The 23,989-nt window shown below is 54.2% G+C and carries 24 protein-coding genes; 16 read left to right on the top strand and 8 right to left on the bottom strand.

Going from position 1 to position 23,989, the window contains the following annotated elements:
* Positions 1–6: 6 nt before the first annotated feature.
* The 5 genes from rfaP (at position 7) to VSX58_RS19435 (ending at position 5,146) form a co-directional block, all read left to right on the top strand.
* Entirely contained in the window at positions 7–804 is a 798-nt protein-coding gene (gene rfaP, locus VSX58_RS19455; RefSeq protein WP_327619541.1) for a lipopolysaccharide core heptose(I) kinase RfaP, read from the top strand.
* A 22-nt stretch (positions 805–826) separates the two neighbouring features.
* A complete protein-coding gene (gene waaB, locus VSX58_RS19450) occupies positions 827–1,909 on the top strand; it encodes a lipopolysaccharide 1,6-galactosyltransferase (protein WP_327619540.1) in 1,083 nt (360 codons plus the stop codon).
* Positions 1,910–1,956: 47 nt separating this feature from the next.
* Positions 1,957–2,976, top strand: a complete 1,020-nt coding sequence (gene waaO / locus VSX58_RS19445; RefSeq protein ID WP_327619539.1) for a lipopolysaccharide 3-alpha-galactosyltransferase — start codon at positions 1,957–1,959, stop codon at positions 2,974–2,976.
* 93 nt (positions 2,977–3,069) lie between these two features.
* Complete coding sequence (locus VSX58_RS19440) at positions 3,070–4,158, top strand: glycosyltransferase family 9 protein (protein ID WP_327619538.1); 1,089 nt, start codon at positions 3,070–3,072, stop codon at positions 4,156–4,158.
* A gap of 13 nt (positions 4,159–4,171) precedes the next feature.
* A complete protein-coding gene (locus VSX58_RS19435) occupies positions 4,172–5,146 on the top strand; it encodes a glycosyltransferase family protein (protein ID WP_327619537.1) in 975 nt (324 codons plus the stop codon).
* A gap of 155 nt (positions 5,147–5,301) precedes the next feature.
* Here VSX58_RS19435 and VSX58_RS19430 read toward each other — a convergent pair whose 3' ends face one another.
* Positions 5,302–6,369 carry a glycosyltransferase family 9 protein gene (locus tag VSX58_RS19430; RefSeq protein ID WP_327619536.1) on the bottom strand — a complete coding sequence of 356 codons (1,068 nt, stop codon included), beginning with the start codon at positions 6,367–6,369 and terminating at the stop codon, positions 5,302–5,304.
* A 561-nt stretch (positions 6,370–6,930) separates the two neighbouring features.
* Between VSX58_RS19430 and aldA the strand changes: the two genes are divergently transcribed.
* The 4 genes from aldA to coaD all read left to right on the top strand — a co-directional run bounded on the left by aldA (position 6,931) and on the right by coaD (position 11,650).
* Positions 6,931–8,370 carry an aldehyde dehydrogenase gene (gene aldA / locus VSX58_RS19425; RefSeq protein ID WP_327619535.1) on the top strand — a complete coding sequence of 480 codons (1,440 nt, stop codon included), beginning with the start codon at positions 6,931–6,933 and terminating at the stop codon, positions 8,368–8,370.
* A 41-nt stretch (positions 8,371–8,411) separates the two neighbouring features.
* A complete protein-coding gene (gene lldD / locus VSX58_RS19420) occupies positions 8,412–9,566 on the top strand; it encodes an FMN-dependent L-lactate dehydrogenase LldD (protein WP_327619534.1) in 1,155 nt (384 codons plus the stop codon).
* A 280-nt stretch (positions 9,567–9,846) separates the two neighbouring features.
* Positions 9,847–11,124 carry a lipid IV(A) 3-deoxy-D-manno-octulosonic acid transferase gene (waaA, locus tag VSX58_RS19415; protein ID WP_327619533.1) on the top strand — a complete coding sequence of 426 codons (1,278 nt, stop codon included), beginning with the start codon at positions 9,847–9,849 and terminating at the stop codon, positions 11,122–11,124.
* Between the two features lie 37 nt (positions 11,125–11,161).
* The gene (gene coaD / locus VSX58_RS19410) at positions 11,162–11,650 is read left to right on the top strand and encodes a pantetheine-phosphate adenylyltransferase (RefSeq protein WP_327619532.1); all 489 of its coding nucleotides are present in this window, start codon (positions 11,162–11,164) and stop codon (positions 11,648–11,650) included.
* A gap of 401 nt (positions 11,651–12,051) precedes the next feature.
* Here coaD and VSX58_RS19405 read toward each other — a convergent pair whose 3' ends face one another.
* The gene (locus tag VSX58_RS19405; RefSeq protein ID WP_327619531.1) at positions 12,052–13,032 is read right to left on the bottom strand and encodes a glycosyltransferase family 9 protein; all 981 of its coding nucleotides are present in this window, start codon (positions 13,030–13,032) and stop codon (positions 12,052–12,054) included.
* 107 nt (positions 13,033–13,139) lie between these two features.
* The gene (gene mutM, locus VSX58_RS19400) at positions 13,140–13,949 is read right to left on the bottom strand and encodes a bifunctional DNA-formamidopyrimidine glycosylase/DNA-(apurinic or apyrimidinic site) lyase (RefSeq protein WP_327619530.1); all 810 of its coding nucleotides are present in this window, start codon (positions 13,947–13,949) and stop codon (positions 13,140–13,142) included.
* Between the two features lie 183 nt (positions 13,950–14,132).
* Here mutM and parS point away from each other — a divergent pair, with 183 nt between their 5' ends.
* On the top strand, positions 14,133–14,588 hold the full coding sequence (gene parS, locus VSX58_RS19395) for a type II RES/Xre toxin-antitoxin system antitoxin (RefSeq protein ID WP_327619529.1): 456 nt from the start codon (positions 14,133–14,135) through the stop codon (positions 14,586–14,588).
* Positions 14,588–15,061 (top strand): RES family NAD+ phosphorylase, encoded by a 474-nt coding sequence (locus tag VSX58_RS19390; RefSeq protein ID WP_327619528.1) that lies wholly within the window; start codon positions 14,588–14,590, stop codon positions 15,059–15,061. Before parS ends, VSX58_RS19390 begins: the two co-directional genes overlap by 1 nt.
* A 143-nt stretch (positions 15,062–15,204) precedes the next feature.
* Here the strand turns inward: VSX58_RS19390 and rpmG are convergent, their stop codons facing one another.
* The 3 genes from rpmG to radC all read right to left on the bottom strand — a co-directional run bounded on the left by rpmG (position 15,205) and on the right by radC (position 16,523).
* Positions 15,205–15,372, bottom strand: coding sequence for a 50S ribosomal protein L33 (gene rpmG / locus VSX58_RS19385; RefSeq protein ID WP_004392084.1), 168 nt, complete (start codon positions 15,370–15,372; stop codon positions 15,205–15,207).
* An 11-nt stretch (positions 15,373–15,383) separates the two neighbouring features.
* Positions 15,384–15,620 (bottom strand): 50S ribosomal protein L28, encoded by a 237-nt coding sequence (gene rpmB, locus VSX58_RS19380; protein ID WP_208229312.1) that lies wholly within the window; start codon positions 15,618–15,620, stop codon positions 15,384–15,386.
* Between the two features lie 237 nt (positions 15,621–15,857).
* A complete protein-coding gene (radC, locus tag VSX58_RS19375; RefSeq protein ID WP_327615041.1) occupies positions 15,858–16,523 on the bottom strand; it encodes a RadC family protein in 666 nt (221 codons plus the stop codon).
* A 187-nt stretch (positions 16,524–16,710) separates the two neighbouring features.
* Between radC and coaBC the strand changes: the two genes are divergently transcribed.
* The 3 genes from coaBC (at position 16,711) to slmA (ending at position 19,162) form a co-directional block, all read left to right on the top strand.
* Positions 16,711–17,970: a bifunctional phosphopantothenoylcysteine decarboxylase/phosphopantothenate--cysteine ligase CoaBC gene (gene coaBC / locus VSX58_RS19370; protein ID WP_327619527.1), complete on the top strand. Its 1,260-nt coding sequence runs from the start codon at positions 16,711–16,713 to the stop codon at positions 17,968–17,970.
* Positions 17,939–18,397, top strand: coding sequence for a dUTP diphosphatase (gene dut, locus VSX58_RS19365; RefSeq protein WP_327619526.1), 459 nt, complete (start codon positions 17,939–17,941; stop codon positions 18,395–18,397). The genes coaBC and dut overlap by 32 nt, the downstream gene beginning before the upstream one ends.
* Before the next feature lie 168 nt (positions 18,398–18,565).
* Positions 18,566–19,162: a nucleoid occlusion factor SlmA gene (gene slmA, locus VSX58_RS19360; protein WP_048637006.1), complete on the top strand. Its 597-nt coding sequence runs from the start codon at positions 18,566–18,568 to the stop codon at positions 19,160–19,162.
* Between the two features lie 121 nt (positions 19,163–19,283).
* Here slmA and pyrE read toward each other — a convergent pair whose 3' ends face one another.
* Positions 19,284–19,925 carry an orotate phosphoribosyltransferase gene (gene pyrE / locus VSX58_RS19355; RefSeq protein WP_327615044.1) on the bottom strand — a complete coding sequence of 214 codons (642 nt, stop codon included), beginning with the start codon at positions 19,923–19,925 and terminating at the stop codon, positions 19,284–19,286.
* Between the two features lie 104 nt (positions 19,926–20,029).
* Positions 20,030–20,746 (bottom strand): ribonuclease PH, encoded by a 717-nt coding sequence (gene rph, locus VSX58_RS19350; RefSeq protein ID WP_327619525.1) that lies wholly within the window; start codon positions 20,744–20,746, stop codon positions 20,030–20,032.
* Between the two features lie 330 nt (positions 20,747–21,076).
* Between rph and dgcA the strand changes: the two genes are divergently transcribed.
* Both dgcA and VSX58_RS19340 read left to right on the top strand, forming a co-directional pair.
* Positions 21,077–22,042: an N-acetyl-D-Glu racemase DgcA gene (dgcA, locus tag VSX58_RS19345; protein WP_327619524.1), complete on the top strand. Its 966-nt coding sequence runs from the start codon at positions 21,077–21,079 to the stop codon at positions 22,040–22,042.
* Positions 22,043–22,086: 44 nt separating this feature from the next.
* Positions 22,087–23,958, top strand: coding sequence for an ABC transporter ATP-binding protein (locus VSX58_RS19340; protein ID WP_327619523.1), 1,872 nt, complete (start codon positions 22,087–22,089; stop codon positions 23,956–23,958).
* Positions 23,959–23,989: the final 31 nt, after the last annotated feature.

Raw genomic sequence — 23,989 nt, 5'->3', positions numbered from 1 at the left:
TACACAATGATTGAATTAAAAGAACCTTTCGCTTCGCTGTGGAAAAACCGCGACCCTTTTAAAGAGGTCGAAAAGCTGGACGGCGACGTATTTCGCGCGCTTGAAAGCCGCCGCACCCTGCGTTTTACCCTCGACGGCGGCGCATATTTTATCAAAATACACCGCGGCACCACGCTGAAAGAAGCGCTTAAAAATCTGATAGCGCTGAGGCTGCCGGTATTGGGCGCCGATCGCGAATGGCGGGCGATCCACCGTCTGGCCGAATTGGGCGTGGATACCATGCGCGGCGTCGGCTTTGGCCAGCGCGGGTTGAACCCGCTGCGCCGCCACTCCTTTATCATTACCGAAGACCTTAACCCGGCAATCAGCCTGGAAGACTACTGCGCGGCCTGGCCGCAGAACAGACCGGCGCGGCGCGAGAAAAGACAAATTATCCGCCGCGTGGCGGAGATGGTGCGCAATATGCACGCCGGCGGCGTCAATCATCGCGACTGTTATCTCTGTCATTTCCTGCTTCACCTGCCCTATACGCCGGGCGACGACGATATGAAGATATCGGTGATTGATTTGCACCGCTCTCAGATACGGGAAAAGGTTCCTACGCGCTGGCGCGATAAAGATATTATCGGTTTATATTTTTCATCGCTTGATATTGGATTAACGCGAACGGATATTCTCTATTTTCTAAAAATCTACTTTAACCAACCGTTACAACTGATATTAAAAAATGAAGAGAAACTGTTCAGCGAGGCGGAAATCAAAGCTGATAAAATAAAACGCAGAACTGAACGTAAATCACTATAATTCACGGCAAGATTGAATCGATATGAATATACTTTTCGTTGGCGAGGCGGTATCCGGGTTCGGCGGCATTGAAACGGTGATACAAAAGGTGACGAGCTTTCTCACTGACGATCCCGAAACCAGCAACAGCTATACGCTCTATTTTCTTTGCCGTGATGACAGAATGGACAAAAACTGGCTGGCGGGTAAAAACGCCGTTTATTCCCATTCAGGCATCAAGATCTCCTTTATCAGACGGCTCAGGCATATCTGTGCGCTCCGCCGTTATATTGAGAAAAATAATCCTGATGTCGTGATTGCGTTTGACTCGCCGTCCTGTCTGATTGCATCCCGAGCGCTCAAAGCCGGCAAAAAAGATATTCGCCTCATTTCATGGATCCACTATTCCCTTAATCATAAAAAACATTCAGAGCAGGTGCTCGCCGCAGATTACCACCTGGCCATCAGCTCCGGCATTTATCAGCAGCTGGTCGATCGCGGCGTGCCGCCGGACAGAATCCATACGATATTCAACCCGGTAACCCCGACGGATAAAATCATCCCTCGTCCGGGTTCGGCGCAGCCGGCGGCTTTTCTATACGTCGGCAGAATAAAGTTCGAAGGCCAGAAACGGCTTAAGGACTTGCTGGACACGCTATCCGGACTCGAAGGCGACTGGGTATTTCACGCCGTCGGCGACGGTTCGGATATGAAGATCAGCCAGGAGTACGCGCGGAAGTTAGGCATCAGCCAGCGGGTGCGCTGGCACGGCTGGCAGGCGAATCCGTGGGAATACGTTCAGGATAAGATCAAGAGCGTCAGCGCCTTCGTCATGACCTCCGCATTTGAAGGACTGCCCATGACGCTGCTTGAGGCGATGTCTTACGGCGTTTACTGCGTCAGCAGCGATTGTCCTTCGGGACCGGGAGATATCATTAAAAATGATATCAATGGAAAGCTATATCCTCCCGGTGAAACGGCGGCGCTAAAGTCTATTTTGCAACGCATCGTCAATCAGGAAGCATTGCCATCAGCCGATATGATCAAAGCTTCGATAAACCGTTTTTATGACGAGAAATACTATCAGGAAATCAAAACAACGATTCAGTTCATATCGAGTCGCTAACCGGCGTTGCCCGCCGCATCACGAAAGACGTCATTGCTGAGATTATTATGTATTTTAATAAAAACGATGTTATCACCGAAACCATCGAATTTTCTTTTAGCGCCGCGCCTAAGACATCGCCGGCGTTAAATATTTCTTTCGGCACGGATAAAAACTTTCTGTTCGGCTGCGCAATTTCCATCGCCTCCATATTGATAAAAAATCCACTTCAGCCGTTGGCCTTCCACGTTTTCACCGATACGCTGGAGGCCGCCGAACGGGAAAAATTTCGTGAATTGGCCCAGCAATATAATACAACCATCACGTTTTATATCGTGAATTGCGACTGGCTAAAACAGTTACCCAGCACCAAAAATTGGTCTTACGCCATCTACTTCCGCTTTATTATCACCGACTATTTTAGCAATACGCTTGATAAAATCGTTTATCTGGACTCCGATATCACCTGTAATGGATCATTACAGGAGTTGATTGATTTAGATATCAGCCATTATATTATTGCCGCGGTGGCGGAAGGCACGCATAACTGGTGGGCGAAATGCGCGCAAAGGCTGGCGACGCCGGCGGTTGAAAAAGGGTATTTCAATTCAGGCGTCTTACTCATTAACCTTAAAAAATGGCACGAAAATAACATTACGCAAAAAACAATGGAGCTGTTAAGCAACAACAGGACCAAGGGGAAAATATCTTATCCCGATCAGGATATCCTTAATATCCTATTGCCCGGTCATATTCTGTTTCTGGACAAAAAATATAATACCCAGTTCAGTATTAATTATGAATTGAAATGTAAACCCGGCGAGACTTATCCTCATCCGATCAACGACAGTACCGTGTTTATCCACTATATCGGTCCGACCAAACCCTGGCATGCCTGGGCGAACTATCCCAGCACCCGTTTTTTTCAGCAGGCGAAACAGCATTCGCCCTGGAAAGAGGTACCGTTACAAGAGCCTCAGGATGCGAATCAGCTAAGATACTGCGCTAAGCATATGTTCCATATAAATAAAAAAGTAAAAGGCCTGTTACTCCATATAAGATATTTTATAAAAAAAATATCCGCCTGAAATGCAGGATAACGTTCGATATTGAACGAATCAATATCTCTGGAATAATATTAAACGCATTGCTGATCGTAAGAATAGACATGAGGTTTTAGGATGTTTGATAAATTAAGGCAACTCAATCGTGCAAGAAATTTAAAGACCAAAAAACTTAAACTACGGCTAAAAAATAAATTACTTGCTGTTCAAATCAAGAACAGAAAAGAAAAAATCGCGCTGCCAGAGATAAAAAACATTTGTATTTTATTATTCAACATTGGCATTGGCGATAGCATTATCGCAACGGGATTTATCCGGGAACTCAGCAAACACGGCTACAATATTAGCGTTTTTATAAACCCGAAGACCGCATTTCTTTTTGAGAAAAACCCTTATGTTCAGCATATTTATTTTGTTGAAGGGAAGTTTTCTCTAATAGATAAAAAAATACCCCCCTTCGATTTATTAATCGATCCCTACAGTCGTATGGACGATCATTTTCGCTATGCCTATTTGAAAGTGATGAGAAAACTCACGTATAAATACGCTATCGGATTCAATGTAAAAGATCTCGAAATCTACAATGAAAACATTGTCTTTACCGACAAGGCGATTCACCTGACAGACGTTTATCGGAAAATACTTGAGTCTATACACATAAATGACGCCAATTTATCCTATGAATTCAATATACCCGAAAATCATTTAGCGCAGGCGAAAGACTATCTTTCCCACTATCACGACAAGACGATCATATCATTTAATCCCTTTGCCTCATGCGACGTACGCAGCTTTACCCTACCGCAGATAAACGAACTATTAAATAAACTAAGCGCCATTGACGATGTTATTGTTATCATCATCGGCGAAGAGCATAAAACAGCGGAATTAGCCGCTTCAGATAAAATCATTCACAATCCCTTTAAGTCTTTTTTTGGCGCGAGTGCTATTATGTCTCTATCTGATATTATCATATCAGTGGAAACAGCCATGGTTCACGTATCCAACGCGCTGGATAAAGAGCTGGTCTCTATCTACAGTTCGGAAATATTGGATGGTTTTGAGTCAAACTTCCTGTTTGCGCCTCATTACGATAAGGCGGTACAGTTAATCGCACCTGATAAGAATGCGGCCAATATGGATATGACTCTCGTCTATAACGAAGTGATGGAAAAAATTCATTCTCATCAGGCACAAAAACCTTAATCCGGCGATAAAAATGATAAATATTACCGCTCTTATAATTCTTTATAATGCTAAAATTTCCGCATCGGACACGCTAAATTCGATATTTTGCAATAAGCTGTCAAATATTAATTTATCATTAATCGTCTGGAATAACGGCCCGGTACCGCTGGCGAATGAAGATATTGACTATCTCCACGATAAAGCGAAAGAAAAACACATCGCGTATTCTCTCTACCAGGACATGCGTAACGTATCATTGCCGAAGATTTATAATCTTTTTATTAATAAGCTAGTCAGGCAGCCTCAGAGCGAAGATAAATGCGATTATTTTATTATATTAGATCAAGATTCGATATTAAGAGACGGATATTTCGAGCAAATGGCGGCGGCGGATGGCTATGATCTGATTGTTCCCAAAATATTTCTTGAAAGAGACCGTCACCTTTATCAAACGCATCCTCACCGGGAAGAAGATGCTATCTTCACTATCGCTCGTCATGGCATAATAGATGAAAAATTCCACACCTGCATGTCCGGCGCATCGCTTTCTCTTCCATTCATAAATAATCTATTAAGTACGCGAAATAATATTTTCGATGAAAGATTAGGATTATATTACGCCGATACCGAATTCTTTATTTTTATTAATAAGCTGATTGATAGCGGAATGACGATAAGCCGCTATTGCGCGGGAGAGATCGTTCATGATAGTTATCAAATGAACGGCATATTCGATCAGTCATTTAAAAAGTCCAATCCCCGATTCGCTGAGTTACAGATAGTCAATCTGTATAAAGAGTTATATATCGACCACAAAAGTAAGGCCAGTCTCTATAAAAAGATCCTGTCGGGCTTTATTAAACGTAAGAAATATTTCAGCAAGGACAATGTCCGCAGCTGGTTGAAATTTATTCATGACGGCCAGCATGAGCGTTCAAAATATGACATCAGCGACAGTGAGCCAACGCATCGATATAATCCAGAAACGCGCCGCATAGCCCCGTAATTGAAAAAACGCGTTCACCATAAGCCGGCCGAAAGCGGCCCGCGCCGCCGACAGTATCCTTTCCCGCTTGCCGTCAGGCTTAGGGATAAAAGAGCATCCGTTTAACGCATAAATAGCGATAGCGCGCCACGCCCACGCGCCTGGCGGCGTCCATCTCAACGCTCAAATTTATCGATTGCCGTTAGCTTCTCGTCCACATAAGCGTAGAGCCTATCGATATCCATATTCCTTGCTGCGCCGTTCGGCGCAATCAACTGCACGGCCTTATCATAATGGGGCGCGAACAAGAAGTTGGACTCATAGCCGCCAAACTTTTCAGAACTGTAAACCGACACTAACTCTTTGTTTAATGCGTTCGCCAGGTGAACAATAGAGGTCTCCACCGATATAACCATGTCAGAGTAAGCCACCACCGCTGCCGCGCCCCAAAAAGATTCAAAGGGGTTCTTTATTACCCTCTCCTCTTCCTTAATCTCTTTTATCTTATTCTTCTCACCAATAATAATCACAATGACATCATCGTGCTTCTGCAATAAATTCAACAGAAGATTAATTTGCTGCGAGGTAAAGCTCCTTACGTCATTTGATGCGTACGGATTGAAGGCAACAATCTTTTTATGCGCGAAAGGCTGTAAAAATGCCCTGGCTTTCTCTTTTTCTTCCTCAGGTAAGTAAAGATCGTATGACAAATCCACATCATGGATGCCAATATAGTTTAATAGACAGGCATAGGCATCCGTCAGGTGAATTTTTTTACTGTCAGGAACAATGCTGTGGTTATAAATTTTTGTCTTTTTAACATCAAAGCCAATACAGTAGCGGTGGTTTATTTTCGTTATTATACTAAGATAACGAATGTTAAAATGCTCATCGACCCGACTGTACAGATCGATCAGCAAATCAAAATATAGATCTTTATAATTATCAACAATATTTTTTCTTTTTACGACAATGACCCGATCAAGGTTTTCGTTTCTTTCAAATAAGAATTTAGATTTGGCATCAACAAAAACGCTTACCTGATAGCCATGTTTTTTTAGCTCCCGAAATATTCCGGTTGCAATAATAACGTCGCCGAGTCCCACGTTAAAGAGGAGTACGCCAATACTCTTCACGTTTTTCATGTCCAGGGGCTCTTTTTTGCCCTTTGACAAGCCTAAAAATAGCATTTCCTTTATTTTGAACTTTATTTTTTTTATTTTTTTATCTTGCTGCCTGCTCATAATTTTTCACTTTCCTGTCGAACTCGCGTTTACATCACGAATAGACTACGGCTCATCGCCACACTGTAGCATAATTGTCAAAAGGGTAACATTCATTACGGCGCAGCCGACGTTAAGCGCAAAGAATAATACGAAAATCTGAATTATTGTTTACCGGCCAGCTCGGCAGTCGCGCCGGTTCGTTAACCCGCCGGACAAGGAAACAACCGTATATTGTTTCCTATCTTAATAGATTGATATTGCTGAATTTTACTCTGATTCATTTCCCTTCACTCCCACAGCCTTACCGCGGCAACAACCCAGACGGTTGTGCGCCCGCCTTCTTACTCCGCTCATTCCAGCGCCGCGCCGTTTTATATTTTCATTCCCGCAGCCCAATGTTTGCAAAAATGTTAATTAAAGCGGTCAGATCTGGACGTTTTTGCCATTCCCCGAGATTAACTGGCAACCACAAAAAGGTAAAAGTCGGATGAAGAGAGCAGGATGTTAAAAATTCACAAAAAAGAATCGATTTTTTAACAACTACCCATCACCGCCGGCCAGACTTTGGAGAGACCCCACATGAGCACAATGCAGAAGCAGATGTATATCGACGGCGAGTTCGTTGAAAACAGCGGAGGAAAGTGGATTGACGTCATCAATCCGGCGACCGAACAGGTTATCTCGCAGATCCCGGAAGGCACGGCGGAAGACGCCAAACGGGCGATCGACGCCGCGGAAAAAGCGCAGCCGGGCTGGGAAGCGCTGCCGGCGGTCGAACGCGGCGTCTGGCTGCATAAAATCGCGGACGGCATCCGCAAACGCGCCGCCGAACTCACTGAAACCATTATTGCCGAAGGCGGAAAAACCCACGCGCTGGCGCAGACCGAAGTGCTGTTTACCGCCGATTATCTGGATTACATGGCCGAATGGGCGCGCCGTTATGAAGGCGAAATCATCCAGAGCGACCGTCCGAATGAGAATATTTTCGTGTTCCGCAAAGCGATCGGCGTCACCGCCGGCATCCTGCCGTGGAACTTCCCGTTTTTCCTGATCGCGCGTAAGGCCGCGCCGGCGCTGATCACCGGCAATACCGCGGTAATAAAACCCAGCGAGATCACACCCAATAACGCGATCATTTTCGCCGAAATCGTACATGACATCGGCCTGCCGCAAGGCGTGTTGAATATCGTCACCGGCTACGGCCCCACCGTGGGACACGAGCTGGCCGCCAACCCGAAAGTCGGCATGGTCAGCCTGACCGGCAGCGTCGTCGCCGGGGCCGCCGCCATGACCGCCGCCGCGCGGAATATCACCAAAGTGTCGCTCGAACTGGGCGGTAAAGCGCCGGCCATCGTGATGGATGACGCCGATCTGGATCTGGCGGTGAAGGCGATCGTCAGCTCCCGGGTCATCAACAGCGGACAGGTATGCAACTGCGCGGAACGCGTCTATGTGCAGCAAGGGGTGTACGACGAATTTATCGCCCGCATCAAAGAGGCGATGGCCCGGGTCTCTTTCGGCAATACCGCGGAGAAAAAAGAGCTGGATATGGGGCCGCTGATCGGCGCCGCGGCGTTGCGGCGCGTGGAAGAAAAGGTGGCGAAAGCGGTGGCGCAGGGGGCGAAAGTGTTGCTCGGCGGCCGGCGCCACGGCGGCGTGGGCTATTTCTATCCCCCGACGCTGCTGGTGGACGTCAGGCAGGATATGCCGATCATGCACGAAGAAGTGTTTGGTCCGGTATTGCCGGTGGCGACGTTCGAGACGCTGGAAGAGGCGATCGCGATGGCCAACGACAGCGAATATGGCCTGACCTCTTCGATTTATACCCAGAATATCAATACCGCGATGAAGGCGTTGAAGCAGCTGAAATTCGGCGAAACCTATATTAATCGCGAGAATTTCGAAGCGATGCAGGGTTTCCACGCGGGCTGGCGTAAATCGGGCGTCGGCGGCGCCGACGGCAAGCACGGCTTACAGGAATATCTGCAAACCCACGTCGCTTATTTGCAGTTTCATTAACGGCGCATCGTTAAAAACGCGAACAAAAACGGGAAAGCATCATGATCATCTCTGCTTCAACGGACTACCGTGCGGCGGCGCGGCGCAGGCTGCCGCCGTTTCTGTTCCACTATATCGACGGCGGCGCCTATGGCGAACACACCCTTAGGCGCAACAGCGCCGACCTGGCCGACATCGCGCTGCGCCAGCGCGTATTGAAAAATATGTCAGAACTGAGCCTGACTACGCGGCTGTTTGATGAAACGCTGGCGATGCCGGTGGCGCTGGCCCCCGTCGGTCTGACCGGGATGTATGCCCGGCGCGGCGAAGTGCAGGCCGCCCGCGCGGCGGCGCAAAAAGGCATTCCGTTTACCCTCTCCACCGTCTCGGTATGCCCCATCGAGGAAGTGGCGCCGGCGATTGACCGGCCCATATGGTTTCAGCTTTATGTGTTGAAAGATCGCGGCTTTATGCGCAATGTGCTGGAGCGCGCGCAGGCGGCGAACGTCAAAACGCTGGTGTTCACCGTGGATATGCCGGTTCCGGGGGCGCGCTACCGCGACGCCCATTCCGGCATGAGCGGCCCGAACGCCGCCGTCCGCCGTCTACTGCAGGCGGCGACGCACCCGCGATGGGCGTGGGACGTCGGCATCAACGGCAAGCCGCACGACCTCGGCAACATCTCCGCCTATCGCGGCAGACCGACGACGCTGGAGGATTATATCGGCTGGCTGGGCGCCAACTTCGATCCCTCCATTTCGTGGAAAGATCTGGCGTGGATCCGCGAATTCTGGCGCGGCCCGATGATCATTAAAGGCATTCTCGATGCGGAAGATGCCAAAGAGGCGGTGAGATTCGGCGCGGACGGTATCGTGGTGTCCAACCATGGCGGCCGTCAGCTTGACGGCGTTCTGTCAACGGCGCGCGCCCTGCCGGCGATTGCCGACGCGGTGAAAGGCGATATCGCCATCCTGGCGGACTCCGGCATTCGCACCGGGCTGGATGTGGTGCGCACCATCGCGCTGGGCGCGGACGGCGTGCTGCTGGGGCGCGCGTTCGTCTATGCGCTGGCGGCGGCGGGAGAAGCGGGCGTAATCAATCTGCTGGACCTGATCGAAAAAGAGATGCGCGTGGCGATGACGCTGACCGGCGCCAGATCCATTGCCGAAATCAGCGCGGAATCGCTGGCGTTCGCGATGAGAAGGCATTCAGACTAGCCGGTTTTTAGCCGTTTTAGCCACTGCCGGTAACCCATGCGCGCCCCCTAACGCCCAATATACTGATTTTACGCAGCGTCAAAAGATGTTTCCCCCAACCAGGCGCGATCGCGCCTTACCAGCGTGAACGCACCGCGGAAAGCGCCATCCCCGCGACGCTCGCCGCCATTTCCGCCTGGCGCGCCGTCCGCAAGATAAAACGCCGTCGTTTTACAAATAGCCATCCCCAGGCTAACCCGATAAAATCACCGCCAGCGATAACCAACGACAGTAAAAACGCATGCTACAAACCCTCTACACCGTTCTTTTATACCTGATTCAACCGTTGATATGGATTCGGCTGTGGCTGCGCGGCCGCAAGACGCCGGCATACCGCAGACGCTGGAGCGAGCGCTACGGTTTTTGCGCGGAGAAGGTCAAACCCGACGGCATCATGCTGCACTCCGTTTCCGTAGGCGAAACGCTGGCGGCGATTCCTCTGGTTAGGGCGTTACGCCACCGCTACCCGCATCTGCCGATCACCGTGACCACCATGACGCCAACCGGCTCCGAACGCGTGCGTTCGGCATTCGGCGATTCGGTTTATCATGTCTATTTACCCTATGATTTGCCCTGCGCCCTAAAGCGCTTCTTTAATCAGGTTCGCCCTAAAGTCGTTATCATCATGGAAACGGAACTGTGGCCGAACCTGATCGCAGAGCTACACCGGCGAAAAATTCCCCTGGTGATTGCCAATGCGCGCCTGTCGGCGCGTTCAGCCGCCGGTTATAAAAAAATCGGCCGTTTGACGCGCCACATTCTGCGCCGCATCACGCTGGTTGCCGCGCAGAATGCGGAAGACGGCGCGCGCTTTATCGAACTGGGTCTAAAACGTTCAAGCCTGGCGGTCACCGGCAGCCTTAAGTTCGATATTTCCGTTACCCCGGAGCTGGCCGCCCGCGCCGTGGCGCTACGACGCCAGTGGGCGCCGCACCGCCCGGTATGGATCGCAACCAGCACCCACGAAGGCGAGGAAGCCATTGTGCTGGCGGCTCATCGCATACTGTTGACCAGCTTTCCCGACCTACTGCTGATCCTGGTGCCCCGCCATCCGGAGCGCTTCGCCGCCACGCAGGCGCTGACGCAAAGTTTGGGCTTCAGCTATATTTTGCGCAGCAGCGGGGAGACGCCGTCCGCCGGCACTCAGGTGATTGTCGGCGACACCATGGGCGAACTGATGCTGCTATACGGCATCGCCGATCTGGCCTTCGTCGGCGGCAGCCTGGTGGAGCGCGGCGGACATAACCCGCTTGAGGCCGCTGCTCACGCCATTCCCGTGCTGATGGGGCCGCACACCTTCAACTTCAAAGATATCTGCAACAAACTTGAGCAGGCGGACGGCCTGATTACGGTGGCGGATAGCGAATCCTTGAGCACGGAGGTCGGCAAACTGCTCGCCGATGAGGATTATCGCCGCTATTATGGCCGGCATGCCGTAGAAGTCTTGCACCAGAACCAAGGGGCATTGCAGAAGTTACTTTCCTTACTCGAACCTTATCTGCCGCCGCGGACGCGCTGACTGACCGTGGTTTTACGCACTAATGCAGAGGTACGCCATGACAACTAAAGCGATCTACCCCGGCACTTTCGATCCGCTGACCAATGGTCATCTGGATCTGCTGACCCGCGCAGCGCGCATGTTCGACCATCTGGTGCTGGCGATCGCCGCCAGCCCGGGCAAAAACACCCTCTTTACCCTGGATGAGCGCGTGGCGCTGGCGAAGGGGGTCACTCAGCACTTGCCCAACGTGGAAGTGATCGGTTTTCGCGAACTGATGGCGCACTTCGCGCAGAGTCAGCAGGCCAACATCCTGGTGCGCGGACTGCGCGCGGTTTCCGATTTCGAGTACGAACTCCAGCTCGCCAAGATGAACCACCACTTGATGCCGACATTGGAAAGCGTATTTCTGATGCCTTCCGAAGAGTGGTCGTTTATCTCATCCTCCCTGGTTAAGGAAGTCGCGCGCCACGGCGGCGATGTCTCTCATTTTCTGCCCGCGTCCATCGCCGGCGCATTGACGGAAAAGCTCCGCGCCGGAGCGTAACGCAACCGCTTCCCAAGGAAAGAATCCGCCTATGTATTACCGGTGCATAGGCGTAAACATAACGCCGGCCGATAAGAGCCACGCGCGCTTAACGCCCGCCGCCCTGCATCCATATCTGCCCGGCCGCACCGAGGCGAATGGATTAACGCCGATCCTTTATACTCGTCATACTTCAAGTTGCATGTGTGTTGGCTTTGTTACTCGCCCCATCCTTGGGGCCGCCGCAAGCGGCGTTCAAATCTGCTCCCGGCAGATTTGTCGCTCGCCCCAGTCGCTTGACTTCAGTAAGCTCCTGGGGATTCACTGCGTCGCCGCGTTATTCGGCCTGATGGCCTCACCCCTTCGGGGTCAGCGCAAGCGCTGTTCAAAAACGCTTTGGCGTTTTTGTCCTGCAACTCGAATTATTTAGAGTATAGAAAAAGATCTATAGCGCCTTGCACTGACTCAACGCGAATATCCTCCACCCGCGCCCCTTCGTGAATTAAAATATGTTTAACTCCCAGCGGATACCAGCGTAGATATTTTTCCGGTCTGGATTCAAATAGAGCGATAACCGGTATTTGCAGCGCGGCGCCGATATGCACCGGGGCGCTATCCGCCGAAACGATCGCATCCAATTGGCTCATCGCCGCCATCAAATCCGCTACGGTATCCGTCGATACGCAGCGGGCATTAATACCTTCCAACTGCGCATCCGTGGGCCGATCGCCCGGCGTATGGAAAATAACAAAATCGACCATCGCGCCATATTTTAATGACAGACGATGCCATTTATCCCATGACCAGCGTCGAGCGGTTGATTTATTTGATACAAACAGACCGATGCGCGGATTTTTCTTTACCCCGAGAATTTCAATCCATTTATCCTGCAATGATTTATCGGGATAAACATATAATCGTAACGCATTGATATCCACCGGCCCCAACTCCGGCACCAGCTCATATCCGGATAACACTTCATGCTTCATGACGCGTTCATTAATATGCGATTCAACGCGATCGTCAAATCCACTCTCTTGCGTATGCCAGCGGCAATCGCCAACATTCAGAAATTTGGCGAATTGGACGGAGCTTTTATTCATGCCGCCGTTGGGTATTATCAGCAGGTCGAAATTCAGGCGACGTAATTTATGAATCAGCTTAATACGATCGATAAACGCATTTAACCTTCCGGGCCTGCAGTTTTTTTCAAATTTTTTACTGTACACATAGCGATGAACGGCATGCACATCCGGGTTGCCGTCTAATGCCGACGCGTTGTACTTATTCGCCAAAACATGAATTTCAGCCTGCGGCCAGCGCTGCTTTAATGAATGAATCAGTGAAGTGGAACAGATCATATCGCCAAGAAAATCAATTCGTATAATCAATATACGATGCATAGTGCCAATCCTTTTACTTCTTTTACGCTGAATAAACCGCAGCCGTCAGGCTGACGCGCGCCAAAAACAGACGGCGCCTGGACGCCTACCCTCAATGGCCGTACCAATCAACGCTGACAGCGCCGACAAAAAAACGTGCTGCGCTGCCCGTGTTTTGCGCTCTCTATCGGCGTACCGCAAATTCGGCAAGGCTCTCCGGCGCGGCCGTAAACCTGCAGCTCCTGAGCGAAATATCCGGGCTTGCCGTCTGATTGCAGGAAATCACGTAAGGTTGTCCCGCCCTGTTCAATGGAACGCAGCAACACCTGTTTAATGGTCTGCGCCAGCCGCGCCGCTTCGGCTTCGGTTAATGAGCCCGCCGCCCTGTCCGGGCTGATGCCCGCCGTAAACAGCGACTCGCTGGCATAGATGTTCCCCACGCCGACCACCACTTTGTTATCCATAATCCAGGGCTTAATCCGCGTTTTTTTCCCGCGCGAGCGCTGATACAGATAGTCGCCGGAAAACGTCTCGCTTAACGGTTCCGGCCCCAGGTTCGCCAGCGCCGAGCTGGTTTGCGGGTTATCCGTCCATAGCCAGGCGCCGAAGCGGCGGGGATCGGTATAACGCAGCACCCTGCCGCTATCCATAACAAGATCAACGTGGTCGTGCTTCCCGGGTTCAGCGTACTCCGGCAGAATACGCAAACTGCCCGACATGCCGAGATGGATGATAATCCAGCCGGAGGCCAGCTCAATCAGCAGATATTTGGCGCGCCGATGAACCCCCAGAACCCGGCAATCGCTGAGGGACAAAATCTCGTTGGAAACCGGCCAGCGCAGGCGGGAATTGCGCACTTCGGCATAAAGAATGGTATGACCGACAAGATAGGGAGAGATTCCCCGACGACTGGTTTCAACCTCTGGTAATTCTGGCATGGTTCATCTCCTGGAACATTCTGATTACATTAGCATAAAACGGCGCGCGGCAAAAAAACGCGTCTGAATCCCACAGCCCGCGCACCGTCCCGACATCTGTTGCGCCGGAGCGACGCAACATCGCGCGTTTCACATACTGCGCACATGCTCTATAATAAAGTTCATCTGAACAAGGAGGCCAGCATGACCAGGTCTATCTTTACCCCCCGATCCCCGGCCCAGGCGCAAAAATCGCTTATGGCGAGCCTGAACCTGCCGGAAGTGGCCGTGGACGCTCACGATCGCATCACGCAAGGCCTGGACGTCTCGCTGCTCAAAGATATGGCGGCGCTAATACAGCTTGATGAGCAGCAGCTCTACCGCATGGCGGGCATCGATCGCACCACCTATAACCGGCGAATGAAAAGCGCCGAAAGACGTTTCTCTCCGGAACAAAGCGCCAGAATTTACCTGCTGGCCCGGACGATCGCCGCGGCCAGCCAGCTTTTCAACGGCGATTCGCAACGGATGGCGCAATGGCTGAACAAACCGGCCAAGGGACTGGCCGGTAAAAAACCCGCCGACCTGCTTTCCACGCCGACGGGAGCGGAAGCCGTACTGACGCTTATCGGCCAAATCGAGTATGGGGTTATCAGCTAATGGCCGAACTGGCCTTCTATCGGCTGGTAAAGCAGCGCTATGCGGCAACCGCCTTCGACGGGTATGGCGCGAGGATTTACGGCGGACGCTGGAATTCGCCGGGGAAAAGCTGCGTCTACCTGGGCAGCACCAAGGCGCTATGCGTGTTAGAAAATCTGGCGCACCTCGAACTTGCAGACCTCGCCCACGGCTACTGCATGATGAAAATCCGGGTTCCAGAAGCGCTTGTGGCGTCGCTGGACGGCAATGCGCTGCCGGACGACTGGCGAAGCGATCCCGCGCCGCAGTCCACGCGCCGCATCGGCGATGAGTGGCTAGGCAACCCGGCGAACGGGTTGGTCCTGCGGGTTCCCAGCAGCATTACCGGCGAATGGAACGCCCTGTTCAATACCCAGCATCCCGCGGCCGACACGGCGCTCCGCTCTGTCGCTACGGAACCTTTTCTCATCGATCCGCGTCTGGTCCGGCAGTGATACAATCCCCGCCGGAAGGCGGCCAGCGCAGCTGAAGCAGAAAGCGTGGAGATAGGCGGAACAGGCCAGCAAGCGGCCGCTTCTCAGGATGCCCGGCCATAAAAAAACCCGGACAGCGCCGGGTTTTCATTAGTCCGCTAAAATTATTTAATCTTAGCTTCTTTGTAGATCACGTGCTGACGGACAACCGGATCGAATTTCTTCAGTTCCAGTTTTTCCGGCTTAGTACGCTTGTTCTTCGTCGTGGTATAGAAGTGACCAGTACCAGCAGAAGAAACCAGCTTGATCTTCTCGCGAACACCCTTAGCCATGATTCAGTTCCTTAATACTTTTCACCACGGGCACGCAGATCGGCCAGAACCGTCTCAATACCCTTTTTATCAATGATACGCATACCTTTAGCGGATACGCGCAGCGTTACAAAGCGCTTTTCACCCTCAACCCAAAAACGGTGTGAGTGCAGGTTCGGCAGAAAACGGCGTTTAGTCGCGTTCAGTGCATGGGAACGGTTGTTACCGCTCACCGGGCGCTTGCCAGTAACTTGGCAGACTCGGGACATGTCTATTCTCCAAAAATCAAATCAGCTCGAGCTTCGTATAGGGTGTCGGCCGCCTCGTCAGGCCATAGAGCCCATCCCAGCAACTTCACTGAAAAGACTCTGTCATCAGGATAACCTGCTGAGATAGGCTCTTAACGCCACACCCAAGATTCTCAAAGGTGGCGTAGTATACGCTCTGAAGCGTAAGTGCTCAAGTCCCGAACAGCTAAAGATCTCTTCGGATCGCGGAAATATCGGTTAAATCCATCCACGCTCGGCAAAAGAGACGTACTCGCCGTGTCCGATGACCAGGTGGTCGAGCACACGAATCTCTAATAGCAAGCAAGCTTTAATAATCTGTTCGGTTATCGCACGGTCAGCCTGACTGGGCTCCGCTTTTCCTGATGGATGATTGTGCGCCAGAATCAATGCCGCGGCATTGTATTTCAACGCTTCGCGCACAATTTCCCTCGGGTGTACTTCTACGCAGTTAATAGTACCAGCAAACATCTCCTGATGACGAATAACCCGATGCTGATTATCTAAAAACATGACTAAAAAGATCTCCCGCTCCTGACGAGCCAGCAGTAACTGCAGGTACTGTCCGGTGATTTCGGGGCTGAGCATCACGCTTTCCTTCGCCAGACGAGAGGAGAACAGCCGGCGCGACAATTCCGACACCGCTTTCAACTGCGCATATTTCGAAATGCCGATGCCCTTCACCCGATAGAACTCGGCCCGATCGGCGGACATCAGCTGGTGAAGCGAACCAAACTGCATCAACAGACTCTCCGCCAGCTGCATGACGTGCATGCCGGGTATCCCGGTGCGTAAGAAAATCGCCAGCAGCTCGGTATCCGTCAGCGCCTCGGCCCCCAAACTGACCAATTTCTCCCGCGGGGCCAGCTTATCTTCCCAATCCATCGCACCTCCTTTCCGGCAGAACGCCATCATGACACGGCCGGCGTCACGGGGCGATGCCGGCGCCGACGGGCTGCGTATCGGTTCGCAATCTTTACCGGAAGAGCGGGCCGACGTCTTAAGATTCATCTCATGCGCCAAGGTTATGGTAAAATGGCGCTCTCTTTAGGGTTTTTATCGGACCACGACGATGACGGCACTTTCCAGCCCGCACGGGCTCTCTTCCGACAAAGGTCTTGCGGGCAAACGAATTTTGCTCGGTATCAGCGGCGGTATCGCGGCTTACAAATGTCCCGAGCTGGTCAGGCGCCTGCGCGACGGCGGCGCGGAGGTACGCGTCGTCATGACGCAGGCGGCGCAGGCCTTTATCACGCCGCTGACGATGCAGGCGGTGTCCGGCCACCCGGTGGCGGACGATCTGTTCGACCCGGCGGCGGAAGCCTCGATGGGCCACATTGAGCTGGGAAAATGGGCCGATCTGGTGATTCTGACGCCGGCGACGGCCGATCTGATCGCGCGGCTGGCCGCCGGTATGGCAAACGACCTGCTGACCGCCCTCTGCCTGGCGACGCCGGCGCCCATCGCCGTCGCCCCCGCCATGAACCAGCAGATGTACCGCGCCGCGCCGACGCAGGACAACCTGCGTACGCTGACCGCCCGCGGCCTATTCGTATGGGGACCGGACAGCGGCAGCCAGGCCTGCGGCGATGTCGGTCCCGGCAGAATGATCGATCCGCTGGCGCTAGTTGAGCTGGCCCGACGCCATTTCGCCGCCGCCGACGATCTGCAACATCTGAACATTATGATCACCGCCGGCCCGACGCGCGAAGCGCTGGATCCGGTGCGCTTTATCAGCAACCACAGCTCGGGAAAAATGGGCTTCGCCATCGCGCAGGCCGCCGCCGCCAGAGGGGCGAAGGTGACGCTGGTCGCCGGACCGGTCGCCCTGGCGACCCCGGACAACGTCAGACGTATCGACGTCAACAGCGCGCTGGAGATGCGGCAGGCGGTGATGGAGGAAGCCGCACGCCAGCACATCGTCATCGGCTGCGCCGCCGTTGCGGACTACCGTCCCAAACAGGTCGCGGACGAAAAAATCAAAAAGCAGGGTGATGAAATAAGCGTCGTCATGATAAAAAATCCGGATATTATCGCCGATGTCGCCGCTATGGGTGAAAATCGACCTTATGTCGTCGGGTTTGCCGCCGAAACCCAGAATGTGGAAGAATACGCCCGGCAAAAGCTGGAGCGTAAAAATCTGGACTTGATCTGCGCGAACGACGTTTCCCTTTCCGGGCATGGTTTTAACAGCGAAACCAATGCATTACATCTTTTCTGGCATCAAGGAGACAAGCAGTTGCCACAGTGCGATAAACGTCTTCTTGGCCAAAATTTAATCGACGAGATTGTCAGCCGTTATGATGAAAAAAATCGACGTAAAGATTGTTGACCCGCGAATCGGCCAACAATTTCCGCTACCGACCTACGCCACGCCGGGCTCCGCCGGACTGGACCTGCGGGCCTGCCTGGATCGGGCCGTGGAGCTGAAAGCCGGGGAAACCGTTCTGATCCCCACGGGGCTGGCGATTCATATCGCCGACGCCAATCTGGCCGCGATGGTGCTGCCCCGTTCCGGGCTGGGCCATAAGCACGGCGTGGTGTTGGGTAACCTGGTCGGGCTGATCGACTCCGACTATCAGGGGCAGCTAATGGTTTCCGTCTGGAACCGCGGTCAACAAACCTTCACCATTGAACCCGGCGAGCGCATCGCCCAGATGGTTATCGTTCCGGTGGTGCAGGTCGAATTTAATCTGGTCGACGATTTCGTCAACAGCGAACGCGGGGAAGGCGGCTTCGGCCATTCGGGCCGTAACTGACGCGCCCAAGCCTGCCGCCCGACGGGGTAAAAAACAGATATAAGCCATAGGGATACTCCACCCGACCTCAGATTACGGCGCAGCGGCGATCTGAAAGGGGGGAGATCCGCGACTATGGCTCCGTCGGGCGTGCGTCCGTCACATTTTTAGCAAGGGTCTTTTCACAACATGGCAGAAAAAGAAAATACCAAAAGGAATCGCCGCGAGGAAATTTTGCAGGCGTTGGCGCAAATGCTGGAGTCCAGCGACGGCAGCCAACGCATCACCACGGCAAAACTGGCCGCGAACGTAGGGGTGTCCGAAGCGGCGCTTTATCGGCATTTTCCCAGCAAAACCCGGATGTTCGACAGCCTGATCGAGTTTATTGAAGATAGCCTGACAACTCGCATTAATCTGATTCTGCAGGATGAAAAGGAGACGTTTAATCGTCTGCGGCTGATTTTATTGCTTATTCTGGGGTTTGCCGAACGGAATCCGGGGTTGACCCGTATTCTCACCGGACATGCGCTGATGTTTGAACAGGACCGTTTGCAGGGCCGTATCAATCAGCTATTTGAGCGTATCGAGTCGCAGCTGCGTCAGGTATTGCGCGAGCAAAAGCTACGCGACGGCAAAGGTTTTCAGCATGATGAAACGCTGCTGGCCAGCCAGCTTTTGGCATTTTGCGAAGGCATGCTCTCGCGCTTTATCCGTTCCGAATTTCGCTATCGCCCCACCCAGGAATTCGATACCCGCTGGCCGCTGCTAGCCGCTCAGCTGAACTGAAATCGGCGCTTGTGGCTGGGCGCCACAAGTCTGGCCGTACTCTGCGGCCATAGCGTCAATCTCTATACGCGCGCGTCGTCATTCTCGCTCAGGCGGGGGAACGGCTCTCTTCCAGACGGGCTCACACGCCGTAGCGATCGCGGTACGCCTCAACGGCGGCAAGGTGAGCCGCCATTTCAGGTTTTTCAGCCAGATAGGCGATCAAGTCCCGCAGCGTAATGATGGAGATCACTTTACACTGGTAGTCGCGCTCGACTTCCTGAATCGCGGAAATATCGGCGCGCCCGCGCTCCTGGCGATCCAGCGCAATCATCACCCCGGCGAGGCGGGCGGCGTTGGCGGCGATAATCTCCATCGACTCGCGGATCGCCGTTCCCGCCGTAATCACGTCGTCGACCAGCATCACCCGCCCCTGCAACGGGCTTCCCACCAGATTGCCGCCTTCGCCGTGATCCTTGGCCTCTTTACGGTTGAAGCAGTAAGGCAGATCGCGCGAATGCTGTTCGGACAGCGCCACCGCCGTGGCGGCGGCGATCGGAATGCCCTTGTAAGCCGGCCCGAACAGCAAATCAAACGCGATCCCCGAATCCACCAGCGCCTCGGCATAAAAGCGTCCCAGCAACGCCAAATCCCGCCCGGTATTAAACAATCCGGCATTAAAGAAATAGGGGCTGACGCGTCCTGATTTCAGCGTAAATTCACCGAACTTTAATACCTGTTTGCCGAGCGCAAACTCAATAAACTGGCGCTGATAGGCTTTCATTACTGCTTCTCCTCATATCACGCGGTTAATGGATTTACTACTAACGCCGGTCAACGCCAAAACGCCCGACCGTAAAAAAGCGACCCATCGGTCGCTATTGGAAATTAATCGGCCAACACCGCTTTCTGCGCCCGAATGATATGTTCTATCCCCCCGCGCGCCAGCGCCAGCAGGGACAAGAGCTCTTCATGAGTAAAGGGTTCCCCTTCCGCGGTGCCCTGCACTTCAATCATGCGGCCGTCTTCGGTCATTACCACATTCATATCGGTTTCAGCCGCGGAGTCTTCAACATACTCCAGATCGCAAACGGGTTCACCGTTGACGATGCCGACCGAGACCGCCGCCACCATGCCCTTCAGCGGATTTTTTTTCAGCTTGCCGGCGGCGACCATCGCGTTCAGCGCGTCGGCAAGCGCCACACAGGCACCGGTAATCGATGCGGTACGGGTGCCGCCATCCGCCTGCAGCACATCGCAATCCAGCGTGATGGTATACTCGCCCAACGCTTTCAGATCGATGGCGGCGCGCAGCGAACGGGCTATCAGCCGCTGAATTTCCATCGTCCGTCCGCCCTGTTTGCCCTTCGCGGCTTCGCGGGCGTTACGGCTATGCGTCGCGCGCGGCAGCATGCCGTATTCGGCGGTCACCCACCCCTGGCCCTGCCCTTTAAGAAAGCGCGGCACGCCCTCTTCAACCGTGGCATTACATAAAACTTTGGTATCGCCGAACTCAACCAGAACAGAGCCTTCGGCATGCTTGGTGTAATGACGGGTGAATTTAAGAGGGCGCACTTGCTGTGCATTTCGGCCTGTAGGGCGCATGGGTCGTCTCCGGCGGGTAAAAGTTAACTGGCGCGCATTATACGGCCTTCGCGGTGCAATGCCTACCTTGCCTCGCGCCAATAACAAAAAGTCATACGCCAGCGGGCATATAACCTCAGGCTATACCCTACCCATGAACAAGTATTCGTCAGCCATGACGCCGCGTGGAATATTCTGATTAAAACCGATCGTTGATGAGAAAAGCGCCATGTCGACCCGACAACCTTATCCGCCGCGCTCCGGCGATAGGCGCGCCGTACGCGTCCGATGATTTTCCACAACTTATTATCGTTGTTAGCAACGTTAAACAGCACGGGAAGCGAGATTAGCATGCGCCATATGCAAATCGAAGCGGTCAATCTGCCGCTGGCCAAGCCTTTCACCCTCTCCCGCGGCACCCGCAGCGCCGTCTCCGTGGTGCGGGTTACGCTGGAAGAACGCGGATTTATCGGACAGGGCGAATGTACCCCGACGCCGCACTATGGCGAATCGGTGGAGAGCGTTTGCCGACAGCTGCAGGAAGCGGCCGCAGCGGTGGAAAACGGCCTCAGCATCGAGCAACTGCAAAGCCATTTGCCGCCGGGGGCGGCGAGAAACGCGCTCAACTGCGCGCTATGGCGGCTCAAGGCGGCGTTGGGCAAACGGACCCTATGGCAGAGTTTCGGCATACAGCCGCCGCCCTCCGTCATTACTGCGGAAACCCTTTCGCTCGATAGCGTGGAAAACATGGCCGCCGCCGCTGCGGATGCGGTTTCCCGCGGCGCCCTGCTGCTGAAAATCAAACTCGACCGCGACCTGATTCTGGAGAAAGTCGCGGCCGTTCGCGAAGCGGCGCCGGATACCCGGCTGATTATCGACGCCAATGAAGCCTGGAGCGGTCTGGATCTCGCCAGCCTGCTCAATGCGCTGACCCGCTATCAGATCGCTATGGTGGAGCAGCCGCTGCCCGCGGGCAGAGACGACGATCTGCTGCGGTTTTCCCACCCGATTCCGATCTGCGCGGATGAAAGCTGCCGCCACAGCGCCGATATCGCCGGACTGCGCAGCCGTTACGACATGATTAACATCAAGCTGGATAAGTGCGGCGGCATCAGCGAAGCCTTGGCGATGGTGGAAGAAGCGAAACTTTACGGTTTACGGGTGATGGTCGGCTGCATGCTGGGCTCATCGATGGCGATGGAGGCCGCCCTGCCGATCGCCGCGGCGGCCGAGTACGTCGATCTCGACGGCCCCATCTGGCTGGCCGCCGACAGCTCGCCTTACCTGACCTATAACCTCGGCCGAATCTGGCTATGACGCCTTCAGTCGGCCTGGCCATCACACAATCAACCGGAGTGACCATGACGGATATCATGCACGCGGGCGCCGCCACAGCACCCGGCAACGTCCCCAGACCTGTACTGGAAATCGACGATCTGAGCGTCAGCTTCAGCGGCCGTTCCGGCACGCACCAGGCGCTGAAAGGCATCTCCTTCACCGTCAATAAAGGGGAAGTGGTCGCCGTGGTGGGCGAAAGCGGCTCCGGCAAGTCTGTGACATCGCTGACCGTGATGGGGCTGCTGGCGGATTCCGCCCGCATCGCACGCGGCGCGATCCGCTTTACCGCGCGCGACGGCCGAAAGCACGACCTGCTGACGATGAAGGCGGAAGCGCGCCGCAAGCTGCGCGGGCGCGAGCTGGCAATGATTTTCCAGGAGCCGATGACCTCGCTCAATCCGGTGCTGAAAGTGGGCGACCAGCTGACGGAAGCCCTGCGCGACCACCAAATCTGCGACGCCGCCGACGCGGATAAAAAAGCCCGCGATCTGCTGCGCAAGGTGCGCATCGCGGACGTCGATCGCGTAATGAAAAGCTACCCGCACTCGCTGTCCGGCGGCATGCGTCAGCGCGTGATGATCGCCCAGGCGCTGGCCTGCGACCCGCAGCTCCTGATCGCCGACGAGCCGACCACCGCGCTGGACGTCACCGTACAGGCGCGCATTCTGCAAATTCTGCGCGACCTGCAACAGCAGAGCGATATGGCGGTGATGTTTATCACCCACGACATGGGCGTCGTCGCTGAAATCGCCGACCGCGTGGTGGTGATGTACCGCGGCGAAATCGTCGAGCAAGGCGCCGTCGAGCAGATTTTCGCCGCGCCACAGCATCCCTATACCCAGTCGCTGCTGGCCGCTGTGCCGAAGTTGGGCGATATGCGCGATAGCCTCTGGCCGCAGCGCTTCCCGCTGCTGGGACAGGCCGCCGATACGGAAAACAGTGAACAGGTCACCGCGCGCTATGACGCGGAGCCGCTGCTGGATATCCGCGGGCTGCGCGTCTATTACCCGATACGCAGCGGGATTTTATCCGCCGTCACCCACTACGTTCACGCCGTGGAACAGATCGATTTCAACGTCTGGCCGGGCGAAACCCTGGCTATCGTCGGCGAGAGCGGCTGCGGCAAGTCCACCACCGGACGCGCGCTGCTGCGTCTGGTGCAAAGCGACGCCGAGAGCATTTACTTTCAGGGGCAGGAAATTTCCCAGATGAAAGAGCGCGATTTCCAGCCGCTGCGCCGCGAAATGCAGATGGTATTTCAGGATCCCTACGCCTCGCTCAACCCGCGTCTGACGGTCGGCTTTACCATCGCCGAACCGCTGCTGCTGCACGGGCTGGTGAAATCGCTGGAAGAGGCCACGCCGCAGGTGCAGGCGCTGCTGAAAAGCGTCGGTCTGCTGCCCGAGCACGCCCGCCGCTACCCGCACGAGTTTTCCGGCGGGCAGCGCCAGCGTATCGCCATCGCCCGGGCGATGGCGCTGCAGCCGCAGGTCATCATCGCCGACGAGGCCGTCTCGGCGCTGGATGTGTCGATTCAGGCGCAGGTGGTCAACCTGATGATGGATCTGCAAAAGAAAACCGGCGTGTCATGGATCTTCATCTCGCACGATATGGCCGTCGTCGAGCGCATCGCCAACCGCGTCGCCGTGATGTACCTCGGCCAGATTGTGGAGATCGGCCCGCGCCAGTCGGTGTTCAACGACCCGCAGCATCCCTATACCCGCCGCCTGCTGGCGTCGGTGCCGATTGCCGATCCGACCCGCCGCGGCACGCGCCAGTTCGACGACAGCGAAATCCCCTCGCCGCTGCGTAAAGCGGGAGAGAGCGTCGCCAAAACGCGCTACCGGCAGGTGGCGCCGCAGCACTGGGTCGCCGATGGCGAATCGGCGGCCTGACGGGCGACGCGGTATAAAAAAATTCACAAAA

The organism is Brenneria populi, from assembly GCF_036016195.1.
Taxonomy (GTDB): domain Bacteria; phylum Pseudomonadota; class Gammaproteobacteria; order Enterobacterales; family Enterobacteriaceae; genus Brenneria; species Brenneria populi.
Note: the sequence above shows the minus strand (reverse complement) of the source record. Positions and strands in the feature narration are given on the sequence as shown.